Source organism: Flavobacterium sp. N3904 (assembly GCF_025947305.1).
Taxonomy (GTDB): Bacteria; Bacteroidota; Bacteroidia; order Flavobacteriales; family Flavobacteriaceae; genus Flavobacterium.
This window is the reverse complement of the sequence record NZ_CP110009.1, coordinates 3,042,933-3,061,343: the sequence shown is the minus strand read 5'-3', so window position 1 is coordinate 3,061,343 and position 18,411 is coordinate 3,042,933. Positions and strand designations below refer to the sequence as shown.

Here is an 18,411-nt window from a genome sequence, read left to right as displayed (position 1 = left end):
GTAAGAGCAATTTCCTGCTTTAATTTTTATTAATAATTTAGTAAGAAAACTAAAATATCTACAATGGGTTAATTATATTTGCTCAAATAAAATTATTCTCTTAAAGTAATAAATGAAAAAGATATTTTTTGTTCTTTTAATGATCTCCAATTGGGTGATAAATGCACAATTAGTAGTTGATAATACGACACAAACACCACTGCAACTAGCTCAAAATGTATTATTGGGACAAGGTATCAATATTTCGAATATAAAATTTAATGGTTCGTCTGCCAATGCAAATGCCATAAACGATCAAATAGGACAATTTTCAAACGGCTCCACTACCAATATCGGCATAAACAACGGGCTTATTTTAAGCACCGGAAATGCAATAATTGCCAAAGGTCCTAATGATCGTTCCTTAGCTACTTTGCCAACATCAAATACCTTTGAAGGCGATGCCGATTTATCGATTTTGACCAATAATCAAATTATCAAAAATGTGGCTATTCTAGAATTTGATTTCATTCCGGTAGGCAATAAATTGACTTTTAATTTTGTCTTTGCCTCAGATGAATATCCAGAATTTGTAAACGACTCCTATAATGATAATTTTGGATTCTTTATGAGTGGTCCTGGAATAACAGGTCCTTTTACTGGCAGTGCACAAAATATAGCTTTAATACCAAGTACAACTCTTCCTGTATCCATTAATAATTTGAATAATGGAAATGCAAATGCTGGCCCTTGTGAATATTGTGCGTATTATGTGAATAATGAAGGAGGAACTTCTATCCAATATGATGGTTTTACGGGACTTTTGGCAGCAAATGCTGATGTTCAATGTGGACAAACCTATCATATCAAGTTAGCTATAGCAAATGTTGGCGATAATCTGTATGACTCGGCTGTATTTATCGAAGGGGCTAGTTTTAGTTCTCCAGGAATTAATTTAGGAGAAGACATAAAAATATGTTCAACAACAAATTATACTTTAAAAACCGGATTAAATCCCTCGATTATACATGAATGGACATACAATGGCGCGGTAATTCCATTTGAAACAGGTCCTCAAATAATTGTTAATCAATCTGGGACTTATGGTGTGAAAGCGACACCAATTGGAATCGGATGCCCAGTTTCTGATGATATAAAAATACAATTTGGTACTATTGCGTCTCCCTCTCTTTATTGTGGCACCAAAACCTCAAATTCTATCACTTTTGATTGGTTGGCTTTAGGATCTGCTGAGTTTTCTGTTGAATACAAAATAGGAAATAATACACCTGTAAATGTTGGATTTGTTGGAAAAGTATATTCGTATACTGTTCCAAATGTGGCTCCCGGTGAAACTGTCTTAATAATTGTTACCCCAATAGGTACGCCTGCTGAATGTTTTGGTCCAAATTCAATATCCTGTATACTTGATACTTGTATAACTACGCCCACATTGTCTTTAAAACAGGGAGCTGTTTCGCAACAAATTTGCGAAAAAACAGCAATTTCAGATATAATTTTAACAATTGGCGGTGATGCTACAAATGCCTCAATAACTGCAGGAAGTTTACCAGCAGGTTTAACAACCAGCTTAGTTGGAAATACATTTACTATTAAAGGAATTGCAACTGTTTCAGGAATATTCAATTACACTATAAGTACCTCAGGTGGCTGCGGTGCAAGCGTAAACATAAATGGATCAATTACCGTAACCCAAAAAACAACACCAACATTTACTCCAATCACTCCCATTTGCATTGGCGAAACATTGCCAGCTCTTCCTGTATTGTCCAACAATTCTATTTTAGGAATTTGGTCACCAGCTTTAAATAATGTGATAACTACAGAATATACTTTTACACCAGACACAGGTCAATGTGCTACTACAACCAAACTAACTATAAACGTTAATCCCAAAACAACACCAACATTTGCTGCAATTGATCCAATTTGCATAGGAGAAACATTAACTGCTCTTCCGCTATTGTCCAACAATTCTATTTCGGGAATTTGGGCACCGGCTTTTAATAATCTGATAACTACAGAATACACTTTTACACCAGATACAGATCAGTGTGCTAATACAATCAAACTAACTATTAACGTTAATCCCAAAACAACACCAACATTTAATCCAATTAATCCAATTTGTTCGGGAGAAACATTAAGTGCTCTTCCACTATTGTCCAACAATTCTATTTCGGGAATTTGGGCACCAGCTTTAAATAATATGATAACTACAGAATATACCTTTACTCCAAACGCGGGTCAGTGTGCTAATACTACCAAATTCACTATACCTGTTAATCCCAAAGTAATTCCAACATTTACTCCAATAGCTCCTATTTGTTCTGGAGAAACACTTGCTGCCCTTCCTTTAGTCTCCAATAACAGTATTTCAGGAACTTGGTCACCCATTTTAAATAACTCGGCAACTTCAGAATATACCTTTATACCAGATGCAGCTCAATGCTCCAATACCGGCAAATTAACAATTACGATTCACTCAAAACCCATACCTTTATTGGATAACGGAATGATTTGTATTGATAAAAACACAAAAGCAGTTATTCAATCCTATACGTTAGATTCAAGATTAAATAATGCCGATTATAATTTTAAATGGTTTTTGAATAGAAATCCTATCAACAATTCAATTAGCAGTACTTTGAAAACATCCGAAAAAGGAACCTATTCCGTTATTGCCACCAATAAAACTACAAATTGTTCGTCATCGGTAACCGAAGCTACCGTTATAGAAACTTTTTCAAATTCAGCCACTTTTGACATAATACAAACCACCAGTTTTAATAACGATGCAACGATTACGATTCAAATTCTGCAAGGAAATGGAAATTATGAATACCAACTTGACAACGGAACATTTCAAACTTCAACTATTTTCTCTGAAGTTTCGGCAGGAACGCATACAATAAATATTAGAGACACTAGTGGTTGTACCAATTTAAGCAAAAAAATTATAGTATTGGGATATCCAAAATTCTTTACTCCGAACGGTGATGGTTATAATGACACTTGGAATATCATTGGATTTGAACCCCAATCCAATCCAGTAATTTATATTTTCGACCGTTACGGGAAACTGCTAAAGCAAATCAATTCTGCTGTTCTTGGATGGGATGGATCCTACAACGGATATCCTTTGCCCTCAACCGATTATTGGTTTAAAGTAAACTTTACTGAAAATGGAATCACAAAAGAGTTTAAATCTCATTTTGCGCTAAAGAGATAATTTATTTTTTTGGAGCACATCATCCGATTTTTAATCAACTCCTCTCCTGCTTTCCACAGTATTTTTTTTTCCGAACACCGGCACAAAAGCATACTTGCTTCAATCTGGGCTAACATAGACTTTTTCGATCTCATAAAAAAAACTACTTCAAACAATCCAAGCAGCTAAAATTTTAATTCTAGCCTTTTATTTTTTTATAAATTTCACAGTCGAAGCTCCTTTATTGGTCTTCATTTTCAAAAAGTAAGTACCTGTAATCAGTTTAGAAATATCAATTGTTGAAACTTTTTGAGCACTAGGAACCGCTATAACCAATTGCCCCAAAATATCATAAACAGCTATAGATTCTACCTCAATCGAATTTTTCATTCCTATATTCAAAATATCATTGGCAGGACTTGGATATACACTAAAATAATTAGAAAATTCAAAATCCTGTGTTCCCAAAGTTTTAAAAGTAGATGTAGCTTTATTGGTCAGAATAGGAAAATTATAATCAAAATAGATGTTTGCTTCGTTTTCAAAAGAATCACCAACTGCAAGTGTTGGCAAAGTTTTTATTTTGAAAGCAATATAGCCGTCATTATTGGCATCATCAAAAGGAAGATTGATCTTTTCGAAAATAAACTCGACTTTGTTTCCATCTGATATTTTGGTCACAAAATCATGACTGGATTTGGTAGGAACCAAAGTCGAAATATCAAATTTTGACAGATCAATCATATCTTTTATCACAATATTTTCGGCTGGATAAGTTCCCGTATTCTCAAAACGAATCAAATAATTCACGTATTCACCAATTAAACTTGGAGTAATAATATCTCCTTCCAAACAGGTTTTGTCATTCGGATCAAAAGAACTTACCACACTTTGGCGCAAAGCCGCGGCATTGTCTACCGGCTTTTCATCACCTGTTACAGGTGTAATCAATGCATTAAAACTTAAACGATCTCCATTATTCACTGCGGGAGTTTCCATAGGTGAATTGACGTTTAAAATGACTGTTATTTCGCGACTTTCAAAAGGTTGCAAATTGGTGTAATCCCAAGTTAGTTTGTCCTTAACTTGGCTATTTACTAAAGGTACAGCAATAATATAATCTAAAACAGCTTCATTAAAACTTAAAGAAACGGATCCTGATTGGACACTATTTCCTTTATTTTTATAAATAATTTTATAGGTCGCGTCAAAACCTGGTCTTGCTGGAGCTGTTGGCAAAATAGTAATTTCTAAATCATTATGAATACCATTTGGAGTGATACAAAAATCTTGCACAAATGGACTTGATTGAGTTGGAAAAGTAATACTTATTGAAGATGGCGAAATGGCAAAATAAGTAGGATTTTCTAAAATTGGAGTAATAGTATGCGTTCCTTCTTGAACAGGAATGGAATAATTTCCTGATGTGTCAGAAATAAAATTTCCACTATGTATACCATCTGTTACCTTCAATTTTAAATTTAGATAATTGAAATCAAATGCATCACATCCATTATTATTTGTATCTAGTTTGCTGTTTCCTTGAATATTATAAAAAGTACCACCGGGAACAAATGAACAGTAGGAATTAATTTCCAAATTAGAAAGATCAAGACTAGTTCCAATAATCCATTTATAATGTTCTATAAGTTCATCTGTAGTACAAATAAATTTGAGATTTGGACATGGTGAAAAAGAATAGTCATATGAAAAAACATTATTTTTAATAAACAAAACATTTAATTGATCATTAAACCCACAGTTTAACTCATACAATTTAGTACAATTATTAAGATTTAACTCTTTTAAAGAGGTGTGAGTGCAATCTAAATAATTTAAATTTATTTGATCTGTCAAATCAAGATTTGTTAATTTATTAAACCCACAATCCAAATATTGAATAGTCTCAATTCCTTTCAAATCAAGATTATTTAAATTATTTCCATCACAAAACAGCTTTTCGATTTTTAGGCCTTTTAAATCTAAATCTGTAAGATCATTACCAGAACAATATAAATCAATTAAATTGGGTGTTGTTGATAAATCTAACTCTAACAATTTATTTTCTCGACAATTTAATGCCTTTAGATTATTTAATCCTGATAAATTTAATTCAGTTAATTCATTAGTTGAAATATCAATAGATTCAAGTTTTTTTAATCCATCAATTTGAGCAGTCTTTATTTTATTATTTAAAAGTATAATTGATTCTAAACTTGTTAATCCTGATAAATCAACAGCTGAAAGATTATTATTCGCACAACTTAAATGTTTAAGGCTTACAAGATTATTTAAATTTAATATTGTTAAACTGTTTTGAGAAATTTCTAGATTTTCTAGATAAATTAGTCCGCTTACATTTAAATTAGTAACATTACTGTAAATACAATATAAACCTTTAAGATGATTCAATGTAGAAACATCTAAGTTTGTGATAGAATTTTCTTGACAATTTAAAACTATTAAATTTGTAAAGAATGAAATTCCTGTTAAATCATTTATAGCTTTATTTCTAAGATCAAGAGTATAGACGTTTAACGCTTCAGCAATTTCAATTTGATTATTATTATTTAAATCAATATTAATATTGTTCCCATTAACATCTTTAGCTATTGTATTGTCTGTATCTGCGTATAATAACCAAAACTTAAAATTTGCATCAGGAATATCAATTGCTTGAGCATAAACCCCACTAAAAGAGAAAATTCCAATAAGTAAAAAGTATATTTTTTTCATAAGTATAATTCTTATTGTTTGATAAACTTCACGCTTGAAGTTCCTTTACTCGTTTTCATTTTCAAAAAGTAAGTACCTGTAATCAGTTTAGAAACATCAATTGTGGAGACCTTTTGAGCATCAGGAACCGCTATAACCAATTGCCCCAAAATATCATAAACAGCTATAGATTCTACCTCAATCGAATTTTTCATTCCTATATTCAAAATATCATTTGCGGGACTTGGATATACACTAAAATAATTAGAAAATTCAAAATCCTGTGTTCCCAAAGTTTTAAAAGTAGATGTAGCTTTATTGGTCAGAATAGGAAAATTATAATCAAAATAGATGTTTGCTTCGTTTTCAAAAGAATCACCAACTGCAAGTGTTGGCAAAGTTTTTATTTTGAAAGCAATATATCCGTCATTATTGGCATCATCAAAAGGAAGATTGATCTTTTCGAAAATAAACTCCACTTTGTTTCCATCTGATATTTTGGTCACAAAATCATGACTGGATTTGGTAGGAACCAAAGTCGAAATATCAAATTTTGACAGATCAATCATATCTTTTACCACAATATTTTCGGCTGGATAAGTTCCCGTATTCTCAAAACGAATCAAATAATTCACGTATTCACCAATTAAACTTGGAGTAATAATATCTCCTTCCAAACAGGTTTTGTCATTCGGATCAAAAGAACCTACCACACTTTGGCGCAAAGCCGCGGCATTGTCTACCGGCTTTTCATCACCTGTTACAGGTGTAATCAATGCATTAAAACTCAAACGATCTCCAATATTCACAGCGGGAGTTTCCATAGGCGAATTGACGTTTAAAATGACTGTTACTTCTCGGCTCTCATAAGGTTGCAAATTGGTGTAATCCCAAGTTAGTTTGTCCTTAACTTGGCTATTTACTAAAGGTACAGCAATAATATAATCTAAAACAGCTTCATTAAAACTTAAAGAAACCGATCCTGATTGAACACTCGTTCCTTTATTTTTATAAATAATTTTATAGGTTGCGTCAAAACCTGGTCTTGCTGGAGCTGTTGGCAAAATAGTTATTTCTAAATCATTATGAATACCATTTGGAGTGATACAAAAATCTTGAGTAAATGGACTTGTTTGTGATGAAAAAGTTACAGTTACTGAAGATGGTGAAACTGTAAAATAAGTAGGATTTTCTATAATTGGAGTAATAGTATGCGTTCCTTCTTGAACAGGAATGGAATAATTTCCTGATGTGTCAGAAATAAAATTTCCACTATGTATACCATCTGTTATCTTCAAGTTTAAATTTGAATAATTGAAATCATTATTATCACATCCATTATTGTCAATATCCACTTTACTATTTCCTTGAGTCGTATAGTAAATTCCTCCTGGTGTGAAGGAACAGTAAGAATTTATAGCACAATTTTTTATACCAAATATATTCATCAATAAAGTGACATACTCAGTCTGACTTTCATCAATACAGATAAATTTTAAATCTGGATTCTGCCCAAAAAGCAGTTGGCTATCAGAGCTCCCATTCTTTAAATTAAGTGATACTAATTTATTATTAACACATAATAAATCATATATATATGCAACACTAGATAAATCTAAAGTTGTTAATTGATTTTCTTCACAGTGTATAAATAATAATTTGCTCAATCCTGTTAAATCTAAACTAGTCAATTTATTATTATTGCAATATAAATAAACAAGATTTTTTAAAGGGGTTAAATCTAAACTTTGAATATTATTATTAAAACATTTCAAATAAACAACATTTGATAAGCCGATTAGACTCATAGTGGTTAATTGATTATCGTTACAAATTAATGTTGTCATATGCACCAAACCATTCATATTTAAACTTTCAATTTGATTGTTATTACAATCAAAAACTTCAAGATTAATACATTCAGAAATATTTACACTCCCCAATTTATTATTTTCACATCTTATATCTTTTAAATTGACAGTCCCAGAAGTATTTATATTTATTAATTGATTATTAATACAATTTAAAAATTCAAGATTACTTAATCCGTCTAAATTTAAATTAATCAAATTGCAACTATAACAATTTAACGTTTTAAGCCTTTTCAGTCCATTTAAATTTATTTCTGACAGTGGATTATTACCAATTTCAAGTGTTTCTAAGTTTTCTAATCCAACCACATTTATGCTTAGTAGTCTATTATTATAACAATATAACGCTTTAAGATTACTTAATTTGGACGCATCTAAATCAGTTACTAAATTACCAAGACATTGCAATGTTTCAAGATTATTAAAGTTTTCAAGTCCTGTCAAATTAGAAATATTTGCAGAATCAATATTTAATCCACTAACAAGTAAAGCTTCATTAATTTCAATTTCATTGTTATTATTAATATCAATTCTAATTTTATTGCCTACAACGTCTACAGCAACAAAACTATTTTCATTAGAGCTTAATAATTTCGCCTTAAAATTGGCATCAGGAATATTAATAATTTGAGCACTAACCCCACTAAAAGTCATGATTCCAATAAGCAAAAAGTATATTTTTTTCATAAGTACTTATTGTTTGATAAACTTCATGCTTGAAATTCCTTTATTGGTCTTCATTCTCAAGAAATAATTCCCAATATTTAATTTGGAAACATCAATTGTGGAGACCTTTTGAGCATCAGGAATCGCTAGAACCAATTGCCCCAAAATATCATAAACAGCTATAGATTCAATTTCGATAGAATTTTTCATTCCTATATTCAAAATATCATTTGTGGGACTTGGATATACACTAAAATAATTAGAAAATTCAAAATCCTGTGTTCCCAAAGTTTTAAAAGTAGATGTAGCTCTATTGGTCAAAACAGGAAAATTATAATCAAAATAGATGTTTGCTTCATTCTCAAAGGAATCCCCTACTGCCAAAGTTGGTTTTGTTTTGATTTTAAATGCAATAAAACCATCATTGTTGGCATCATCAAAAGGAAGATTAACATTTTCAAAAATAAACTCCACTTTATTGCCATCAGAAATTTTAGTGGTATAGGAATGACTGGAACTTGTTGGAACCAAAGTCGAAATATCAAATTTTGACAAGTCAATCATATCTTTTACAACAATGTTTTGAGCAGGATAAGTTCCAGTATTTTCAAAACGAATTAAGTAATTCACATATTCGCCTATTAAACTTGGAGTAATAACATCGCCTTCTAAACAAGTTTTGTCATTCGGGTCTAAAGAACCTACCACAATTTGGCGCAAAGCCGCAACATTGTCAACTGGTTTTTCATCACCCATTACAGGTGTGACTATTGCATTAAAACTCAAACGATCTCCAATATTTACTGCGGGAGTTCCCATAGGCGAATTAACGTTCAAAGTAACCGTTATTACGCGACTTTCAAGAGGTCGCAAATTGGTGTAATCCCAAGTTAGTTTGTCCGTAACTTGGCTATTTACTATAGGTACAGCAGTAATAAAATCTAAAACGGCATCATTAAAACTCAGAGAAACTGAACCTGATTGAACACTTGTACCTTCATTTTTATAAATAATTTTATAAGTTACGTCAAAACCCGGCCTTGCAGGAGCTATTGGCAAAATAGTTATTTCTAAATCGTTATGAATGCCATTTGGAGTAATACAAAAATATTGAGTAAATGGACTTGATTGTGTTGGAAAATTTACAGTTATAGAAGTTGGTGAAACGCTATAATAAGATGGGTTTTCTAGAATTGGAGTAATAGTATGAGTTCCCTCTTGAACAGACATAGAATAATTTCCTGATGTGTCTGATATAAAATTTCCACTATGAGTACCATCAGTTATATTAAAATTTAAATTTGAATAATTGAAATCAGATGCGTCACACCCATTAGAATTACTATCAAATCTACTATTTCCATCAACAGTATAATAGATTCCTCCAGGATTAAAAGAACAATAGGAATTAATTTGGCAATTAGTGTAATTATATTGAGAAACTAGCTTTTGAACTTCAGTGAATTGTGAATCATCAATACATATATACTCCAAATTTGGAGTGCTTCTGAAAGTCATATAGGGTTCATTTATCCCATTTTTTAGAAATAATGAAGTAAGTAGTTGATTATTGTCACATTCAAAAGAATTAAGTTTTGGTAAACCAGTCAAATCTAATGTAGTTAATTGATTATCACTGCAATACAAAAATAACATTTCCTTTAAAGAACCGACCTTTATTGAAGTAAGTTCGTTTCGACCGCACGCTAATCCAATTAAATTTGGAAAACTGCTGATATCTAATGATTTTATTTTATTTCCATCGAACATTAAAAATTCCAAGTTCATTAAACCATCGAAATTGAGTGTTTCAATTTTATTGTTGCTCACATATAAAGTTTTAATATTTTTTAAGGCACTAACATCTAAAGATGTAAGCAGATTATCATTACAATAAAGTTCTTCAAGTTTAGTTAGGGAGTTTACTTCCAGTGATGAAATAGAATTATTAGAACATTGCAGGTAAATAAGATTGGGAAAATTTGAAATTCCCTCTAAAGATGAAATTGATGACAATCCAAGATATAAATAAACAACAATCGAAGCTTCATCCACATCAATCTCTCCATCATTGTTTGAGTCAATTTTTATATAGTTCTTAAATTCATCTTGGGCTCTTAAAATATTCGTTTCATTGGATGCTATTAATGCGTTCTTAAAATTTGCATCGGGAAAATTAATAACCTGTGCGCACAAACAATTAAAAAAACAAAAAGCCAAAAACAAAAAGTAGATTTTTTTCATAAGTAAATATTTAGAAAAGCAAATATATACTTTTTGAATTTAGTAAGCATTTTTTCTTGTTAAAAAAATTAAAATATTCATAAAAAAATCCCCATCTCGCTGTAAAAAACGTGATGGGGATTTCTATATTCAAAAAATCAAGAAATTATTTTTTCTCAGATTTCTTTAAACTTACTTTTTAATAAATTTCAGACTTGAACTTCCTTTGTCTGATTTTATATTTATAAAATAATTACCCGTACTTAAATGAGACACATCAATTTTTGATGTATCTTTTAAATTAGGAAGTGCAAGTACCATTTGTCCTAAAATGTCATAAACAGCAATGGATTGAATTTCGATATTCTGAATTGCAGAAATGTTTAAAACTTCATACGCTGGAATTGGATACACTTTAAAATAATTAGAAAACTCAAAATCTTGTGTTCCTAAAGTTTTAAAAGTAGATGTAGCTTTATTGGTCAATACAGGAAAATTATAATCAAAATAGATGTTAGCTTCGTTATCAAATGAATCACCTACAACCAATGTAGGTTTCGTTTTTATTTTAAAAGCAACATAACCATCATTACTTGCATCATCAAAAGGAAGATTAACATTTTCTAAAATAAACTCCACTTTATTGCCTTCAGAAATTTTAGTGGTATAGGAATGACTGGCATCGGTTGGGACCAAAGTCGAAATATCAAATTTTGACAAGTCAATCATATCTTTTACAACAATATTCTGTGCGGGATAATTTCCTGTATTTTCAAAACGAATTAAATAATGAACATATTCGCCAATTAGGCTAGGAGTAATAATATCGCCTTCTAAACACGTTTTGTCATTTGGATCGAATGAACCGACGACTTTGTGGTCAAAAACAAATGTATTGTCACTTGGAATTTCGTCTGTGTCTGATGAGTTTATTGTAGCACTATAATGCAAAATGGCTCCACTATTAACTGCTGGAGTTTCCATCGGACTATTTACATTTAAAGTAAAAGTAATTTCTCGAGTTTCAAATGGTTTTAAATTAATGAAATTCCAAGATAAATTATTTGCATTTTGACTAGAAACTACAGGATTTGAAATTACTAAATCTAAAACAGCATCATCAAAAGCCAAATTTACAGTTCCTGATTGTGCAACATTACCCTTGTTTTTGTAAACCAATTTATAATCCGTATCAAAACCTGGCCTTGCTACTCCTAGAGGAATTAAAGTAATCTCCAGATCTTTATGCGAAGCAGTTGGTGTTATACAAAAATCTTGTATGAAAGGACTTGCGCCTGTTGGAAAGGTAACATTAAAAGAAGTTGGAAAAATTGAAAAATAATTTGGGTTTTCTATTATTGGAGTAATTGTATAAGTCCCTTCTTTAACTTTAATAGAATAATTACCGGAATCATTAGTGATTACAGTTCCTGTTTCCGTTCCATCTGAAATAATAAATTTTATATTTGCGGCTGGTAAATCTGACACATCACAACCATTTTTATTACCGTCATATTTTTGTGTACCATTAATTATATAATTGACTCCTCCAGGATTAAAAGAACAATATGTATTTATATTACACGTTGCATACCCTAAGTCATTTTTTAATTTTTCAATAGCTGTTACTTCTTCTTCATCTGTACATATGTATTTTAGATTAGGATTACCGTAAAAAGCAATTGAATCTATATGCCCATTTTTAAGATTCAGTGCTGTTAAATTATTATTAACACAAATGACTTGTCGAATATTATCTAAACTACTGAAATCTAATGAGTTAATCTGGTTTCCAGAACAATCTATCTTATTAATATTTATAAGGCCTGTTAAATCAAGTGAAGTAAGTTTATTGTTATAACACACTAGTTCAGTAAGTTTGGATAAATTTTCTATTTGTAATGAAATGATTTCGTTGCTAGCACATTCTAATAAATATAAATTCTTATTACTACGTACATCTAAAGAAGTTAATAGATTGTTTGTACATCTTAAATAATTTAAGTTTGACAAACCATTGAGATTTAACGATTTTATTTTATTATAATTACAATTTAAAAAAAATAAATTTGAAAAATATTCAATACCAGTTAAGTCGGAAATGTTTGAAAAAGATTCAAGATCCAAACCATAAATATTCAAAGCTTCACTAACCTCAATTTCACCATTAAAATTAGCATCAATTCTTATTGATTGATAATCTGAATTATATCCTATATTAGAATAATATCCATCCGAATCTACTAATTGTGCTTTAAAATTCACATCCGGAAAATTTATAACCTGTGCATTCAAACCATTAAAAAAACAAAAAGACAATACAAAAAAGTAGATTTTTTTCATAAGTAAATATTTAGAAAAGCAAATATATACTTTTGAAATTATTTAACACTTTTTCTTATTAAAAAAAAATAAAAAAATAACCACAAAAAAAAGCCCACATTGCTGTGGAGCTTTCTATATTCAAAAAATTAAAGAAATAATTTTTTAATTTAGTTTTTAATAAATTTTATACTTGAACTTCCTTTGTCTGATTTTATATTTATAAAATAATTACCCGTTCTTAAATTAGATACATCAATTTTTGAGGTATCTTTTAATTTAGGAAGTGCAAGTACCATTTGTCCTAAAATGTCATAAACAGCAATGGATTGAATTTCGATATTCTGAATTGCAGAAATGTTTAAAACTTCATACGCTGGAATTGGATACACTTTAAAATAATTAGAAAACTCAAAATCTTGTGTTCCTAAAGTTTTAAAAGTAGATGTAGCTTTATTGGTCAATACAGGAAAATTATAATCAAAATAGATGTTAGCTTCGTTATCAAATGAATCACCTACAACCAATGTAGGTTTCGTTTTTATTTTAAATGCAATAAAACCATCATTGTTGGCATCATCAAAAGGAAGATTGATATTTTCAAAGATAAATTCTACTTTATTGCCTTCAGAAATTTTAATGATGTACGAATGGCTGGCATCGGTAGGAACCAAAGTCGAAATATCAAATTTTGATAAATCAATCATATCTTTTACTACAATATTTTGAGCTGGAAAAGTTCCAGTATTTTCAAAACGAATTAAATAATGAACATATTCGCCTATTAAGCTAGGAGTAATAACATCACCTTCTAAACACGTTTTGTCATTTGGATCTAAAGAGCCTACAACTGTATGATTAAAAACAAACATATTATCATTTGGATTTTCATCAACATCAGCTGAGTTTACTGTGGCAGTATAATGTAGAATATCCCCCGCATTTACCGCAGGTACTTCCATTGGACCATTTACATTTAAAGTAAAAGTAATTTCACGAGTTTCAAAAGGCTTTAAATCGGAGAAATTCCAAGATAAACTATTTGTGTTTTGACTAGAAACTATAGGATTCGAAACCACTACATCCAAAACAGCATCATCAAAAGCCAAATTTACAGTTCCTGATTGTACTATATTCCCTTTGTTTTTATACACCAATTTATACTTTGAATCAAAGCCAGGTCTTGCTCTATCAATTGGTATAAGTAAAAGCTCTAAATCCGGATGCAAGCCATTTGCAGTAACACAAAAATTTTGAGTAAAAGGGCTTGCATCAGTTGGGAAGGTAACATTTACCAAAGTTGGAGAAATAGTAAAATAGGTTGGATTTTCTAAAACTGGAGTTATAATATGATTTCCTGCCTGAACTGGAATGGAGTAGTCACCCGAAGCATTTGAAATGAAATTTCCAGTTGTTTTACCGTCTGTAATACTTAATTTTAGATTTGGGTAAACAGTATCTAGAGCATCACAACCGTTTTTATTTGTATCTAAACGAGTACTGCCTTGGATCTTATAAAAAGTGCCTCCAGGAACAAAAGTACAATAAGCATTTACGTGACAAGTAGCTGAATAACCGTATTGATTAATTTTATTCTGTATTAAGGTTACATCTTCTTCATCTGCACAAACATACTTTAAATTATCATTGTTTTGAAAATCTAAGGTTACCCATCTTAAATTATTGCTTTTAATAAATAAACTTGTTAGTTGATTATTTTGACAACTCAAAACCTGCATATTTGTCAAATCCGAAACATTCAAACTTGTTAATTGATTATACTCACAAATCAAATAAGTTAAATTAGTTAAATTTGAAACATTTAAACTCGACAACTTATTATTAGGACATCGCAAATCTGTCAAAGTGGTTAAACCTGAAAGATCCAAATCAACCAATTGATTTTGATAACAATGCAAATTTTCTAAATTTGTACAACCTGTAACATTCAAGCTTGTTAATTGATTACCAATACAAGTCAAAACTTGTAATTTAGTTAAATTCGAAACATTTAAACTAGATAGTTGATTAGAATTACAGTTAATCTCTTGTAAATTATTACAACCTAAAAAACTTAAACTAGACAATTCGTTAAAAAAACATTCTAACTTTAGCAAATTAATACAACCAGAAACATTTAAACTAGGTAATCGATTGGAATAGCAATTCAAATTTTGCAGGTTAAATAAATTCGAAACATTTAAACTAGACAATTGATTGTTGTTACAAGAGAATTCTTTTAAATTATTTAATCCTGAAACATTTAAACTGGATAATTGATTATTTGGACAATATAAAGTTCGCAAATTAGTTAAACCTAAAACACTCAAACTTGTCAATTGGTTAGAATCACAATGTAATTCTTGTAAATTAGTCAAACCCGAAATATTTAAACTTGGTAATTGACTAGAACTACAATTTAAACTTTTTAAATTAATTAAACTTGAAACATTTAAGCCAGTTAATTGATTAGCACGACAACTCAAATAAATCAGATTTGCAAATTTTTCAATACCAGTTAAATCACTTATTGACGCTCCACCAACATCTAATTTTTTTATAGTAAGTGCTTCGCTAACTTCAATTTCGCCATTGTTATTGGTATCGATCGTATGATAAGAAGAAACTACCCAAACACCATTACTAGCTCTATAAATCGGTGTTTGTGTTGATGCAATTGTATTACTAGAATTTGCAGCCAACAACTTCGCTTTAAAATTAGCATCCGGAAAATTAATAATCTGCGCATTCAATCCATTAAAAAAACAAAAAGCCAATACCAAAAAGTAGATTTTTTTCATAAGTAAATATTTAGAAAACAAATATATACTTTTGTATTTAGATAGCATTTTTTCTTATTAAAAAAAATAAAATAATCACAAAAAAAGCCCCACATTGCTGTGGGGCTTTCTATATTCAAAAAATCAAGAAATTATTTTTTCTCTGATTTTTCCATTTTAGCTTTCAATGCAGCCAATACATCATTATTATCTCCTAAAGTTGCAGCTGGTGCATTTGTAGTAGATGCAGATGAAGTATTTTCAGTTGCAGCTTTCACGTTTTTCTCTTCTTCTTCACGGAAGATAGCAGTGTGAGATGCAACTACTCTTTTGAATTCTTTGTTGAATTCAATTACTTTGAAATCAGCAGAATCTCCTTTTTTCAATTTCTTACCATCTTCTTTTTCAAGGTGACGAGTAGGAATGAAAGCAACGATATCATCTCCGAATTCTACAGTAGCTCCTTTGTCAACAATTTCAGAAATTTCACCTGTGTGGATAGTTCCAACTGCGAAAGAATCTTCATATTGATCCCAAGGATTAGCAGTAGTTTGTTTGTGACCTAAAGATAATTTACGTCCGTCAACATCTAATTCTAACACAACTACGTCAAGTTTTTCACCAACATTTACAAATTCAGATGGGTGTTTGATTTTCTTAGTCCAAGATAAGTCAGAAATGTAGATTAATCCATCAATTCCTTCTTCTAATTCTACGAAAATTCCAAAGTTTGTAAAGTTTCTAACGATACCTGTATGTTTAGAACCTACTGGGTATTTAGCAGTGATATCAGTCCAAGGATCTTGAGTCAATTGTTTGATACCTAATGACATTTTACGGTCATCTCTATCTAAAGTTAAGATAACAGCCTCAACAACATCTCCAACTTTTACGAAATCTTGAGCAGAACGTAAATGAGTTGACCATGACATTTCAGAAACGTGGATTAAACCTTCAACACCTTCAGCAACTTCGATAAATGCACCGTAATCAGCGATTACAACTACTTTACCGTTTACTTTGTCACCAATTTTTAAATCAGCGTTCAAAGCATCCCATGGGTGAGCGTTCAATTGTTTCAATCCTAATTGAATTCTTGTTTTCTCATCATCGAAATCAAGGATTACAACGTTTAATTTTTGGTCTAATTCAAGAACTTCACTTGGGTGGTTAATACGACTCCAAGAAAGGTCAGTAATGTGAATTAATCCGTCAACACCACCTAAGTCAATAAACACACCATAAGAAGTAATGTTTTTAACAACACCTTCTAATACTTGTCCTTTTTGTAATTGACCGATGATTTCTTTTTTCTGTACTTCAATATCCGCTTCAATAAGCGCTTTATGAGAAACAACAACATTTTTGAATTCGTGGTTGATTTTTACCACTTTGAATTCCATCATTTTGTTTACATATACATCGTAGTCTCTAATTGGCTTAACATCAATTTGAGATCCTGGTAAGAAAGCTTCGATTCCGAAAACGTCAACAATCATACCACCTTTAGTTCTGCATTTTACAAAACCATTAACGATTTCTCCTGTTTCGTTAGCCGAAATAACTCTATCCCAAGATTTGATAGTACGTGCTTTTCTGTGAGATAATACCAATTGACCAGTTTTGTCCTCACGGATGTCAATTAATACTTCTACTTTATCACCTACTTTTAAAGCTGGGTTGTAACGGAATTCGTTTAATGAAATAACACCTTCCGATTTTGCGTTGATATCAACGATAACGTCTCTATCTGTGATTCTTACAACTACTCCTTCAACTACTTCTTCTTGGTCAGTTGCAATAAAAGTTTTTGATACTAGTTCTTCGAATTCCAATAAGTTTTTCTCATCTACTGCATCGATACCTTCTTCGAAGTTATGCCAGTTAAAATTTGCTAAAAACTCTTCTTGTGATTTTAATTGTTCAGACATGCTGATAAAAAATTTGTATTCTGTTTTTTCTCGAGTTTCTTCATGCGATAGAAAAATACAGAAGTTGTTTTACGTAAATTATTGATACCTAAAGGAAACTCCTATCCACCAAAAGGTGTGCAAAAGTAATTCATTTATTTAATATGGCAAAATATTTAAACCGAGATATTTACAAGAAATATAAAAAGAAGCAAAAAAAGGTTCAGGAGCGAATGATTAGGCATATTTATTGACATTGTTCCCGCTATCCGTTGCAATCTTATAAGCCGAACCCCGGCTTATAAGGATTTTTACTTCTATCGGGGCTACTTAGGTTATATTGTTTTTTTGATTATAAACAAACCACCTAAAATCGAAATTGGAGCAAAAACAAAGATGGCCAATATCTGAGTCCAAGAGCTACCATCAGATTTAAAAAGGGAAAAAGTTGCAAAACTAGCCACAATAAAAAAAAGCGCATAATTCACTTTTAAGTTCTTTGTTTTGGCAATAATTTGAGTTACTAGTCCGCTAAGGAATGAAAAAACTGTCCCGTAAACAAATGTCAAAAACATGAAAACAGCAGAAGCTTCAGAATGTGGTTTAACACCAGAAAGTTTAAAGAAGAGTACAGAACTTATTACAAAAATGACATAACCCGTGATTACTCCTAAAATATTTTTTATCATAAATTGTTTTTTTAAGTAAAAATC

At 30.6% G+C, this 18,411-nt stretch carries 8 protein-coding genes; 1 reads left to right on the top strand and 7 read right to left on the bottom strand.

Annotated elements, in window-relative coordinates:
• Positions 1-112 precede the first annotated feature (112 nt).
• Positions 113-3,232, top strand: coding sequence for a T9SS type B sorting domain-containing protein (locus tag OLM57_RS12940; RefSeq protein ID WP_264564110.1), 3,120 nt, complete (start codon positions 113-115; stop codon positions 3,230-3,232).
• A 186-nt stretch (positions 3,233-3,418) separates the two neighbouring features.
• Here OLM57_RS12940 and OLM57_RS12935 read toward each other — a convergent pair whose 3' ends face one another.
• From OLM57_RS12935 to OLM57_RS12905, 7 genes are all read right to left on the bottom strand, one after another.
• Entirely contained in the window at positions 3,419-5,947 is a 2,529-nt protein-coding gene (locus OLM57_RS12935) for a T9SS type A sorting domain-containing protein (RefSeq protein ID WP_264564109.1), read from the bottom strand.
• Positions 5,948-5,958: 11 nt separating this feature from the next.
• Positions 5,959-8,484: a T9SS type A sorting domain-containing protein gene (locus OLM57_RS12930; protein WP_264564108.1), complete on the bottom strand. Its 2,526-nt coding sequence runs from the start codon at positions 8,482-8,484 to the stop codon at positions 5,959-5,961.
• Positions 8,485-8,490: 6 nt separating this feature from the next.
• Positions 8,491-10,707, bottom strand: coding sequence for a leucine-rich repeat domain-containing protein (locus OLM57_RS12925; RefSeq protein WP_264564107.1), 2,217 nt, complete (start codon positions 10,705-10,707; stop codon positions 8,491-8,493).
• Positions 10,708-10,878: 171 nt separating this feature from the next.
• A complete protein-coding gene (locus OLM57_RS12920) occupies positions 10,879-13,029 on the bottom strand; it encodes a T9SS type A sorting domain-containing protein (protein ID WP_264564106.1) in 2,151 nt (716 codons plus the stop codon).
• A gap of 149 nt (positions 13,030-13,178) precedes the next feature.
• Entirely contained in the window at positions 13,179-15,809 is a 2,631-nt protein-coding gene (locus tag OLM57_RS12915) for a leucine-rich repeat domain-containing protein (protein ID WP_264564105.1), read from the bottom strand.
• 131 nt (positions 15,810-15,940) lie between these two features.
• Positions 15,941-17,719: a 30S ribosomal protein S1 gene (gene rpsA / locus OLM57_RS12910; protein WP_264564104.1), complete on the bottom strand. Its 1,779-nt coding sequence runs from the start codon at positions 17,717-17,719 to the stop codon at positions 15,941-15,943.
• Positions 17,720-18,033: 314 nt separating this feature from the next.
• Complete coding sequence (locus OLM57_RS12905) at positions 18,034-18,387, bottom strand: hypothetical protein (protein ID WP_264564103.1); 354 nt, start codon at positions 18,385-18,387, stop codon at positions 18,034-18,036.
• Between the last annotated feature and the right edge of the window lie 24 nt (positions 18,388-18,411).

Bases quoted from the DNA above. Each gene is read 5' to 3' on its own strand.
- OLM57_RS12915 (WP_264564105.1), bottom strand. From the start codon at position 15,809: ATGAAAAAAATCTACTTTTTGGTATTGGCTTTTTGTTTTTTTAATGGA.
- OLM57_RS12940 (WP_264564110.1), top strand. From the start codon at position 113: ATGAAAAAGATATTTTTTGTTCTTTTAATGATCTCCAATTGGGTGATA.
- OLM57_RS12935 (WP_264564109.1), bottom strand. From the start codon at position 5,947: ATGAAAAAAATATACTTTTTACTTATTGGAATTTTCTCTTTTAGTGGG.
- OLM57_RS12930 (WP_264564108.1), bottom strand. From the start codon at position 8,484: ATGAAAAAAATATACTTTTTGCTTATTGGAATCATGACTTTTAGTGGG.
- rpsA (WP_264564104.1), bottom strand. From the start codon at position 17,719: ATGTCTGAACAATTAAAATCACAAGAAGAGTTTTTAGCAAATTTTAAC.
- OLM57_RS12920 (WP_264564106.1), bottom strand. From the start codon at position 13,029: ATGAAAAAAATCTACTTTTTTGTATTGTCTTTTTGTTTTTTTAATGGT.
- OLM57_RS12905 (WP_264564103.1), bottom strand. From the start codon at position 18,387: ATGATAAAAAATATTTTAGGAGTAATCACGGGTTATGTCATTTTTGTA.
- OLM57_RS12925 (WP_264564107.1), bottom strand. From the start codon at position 10,707: ATGAAAAAAATCTACTTTTTGTTTTTGGCTTTTTGTTTTTTTAATTGT.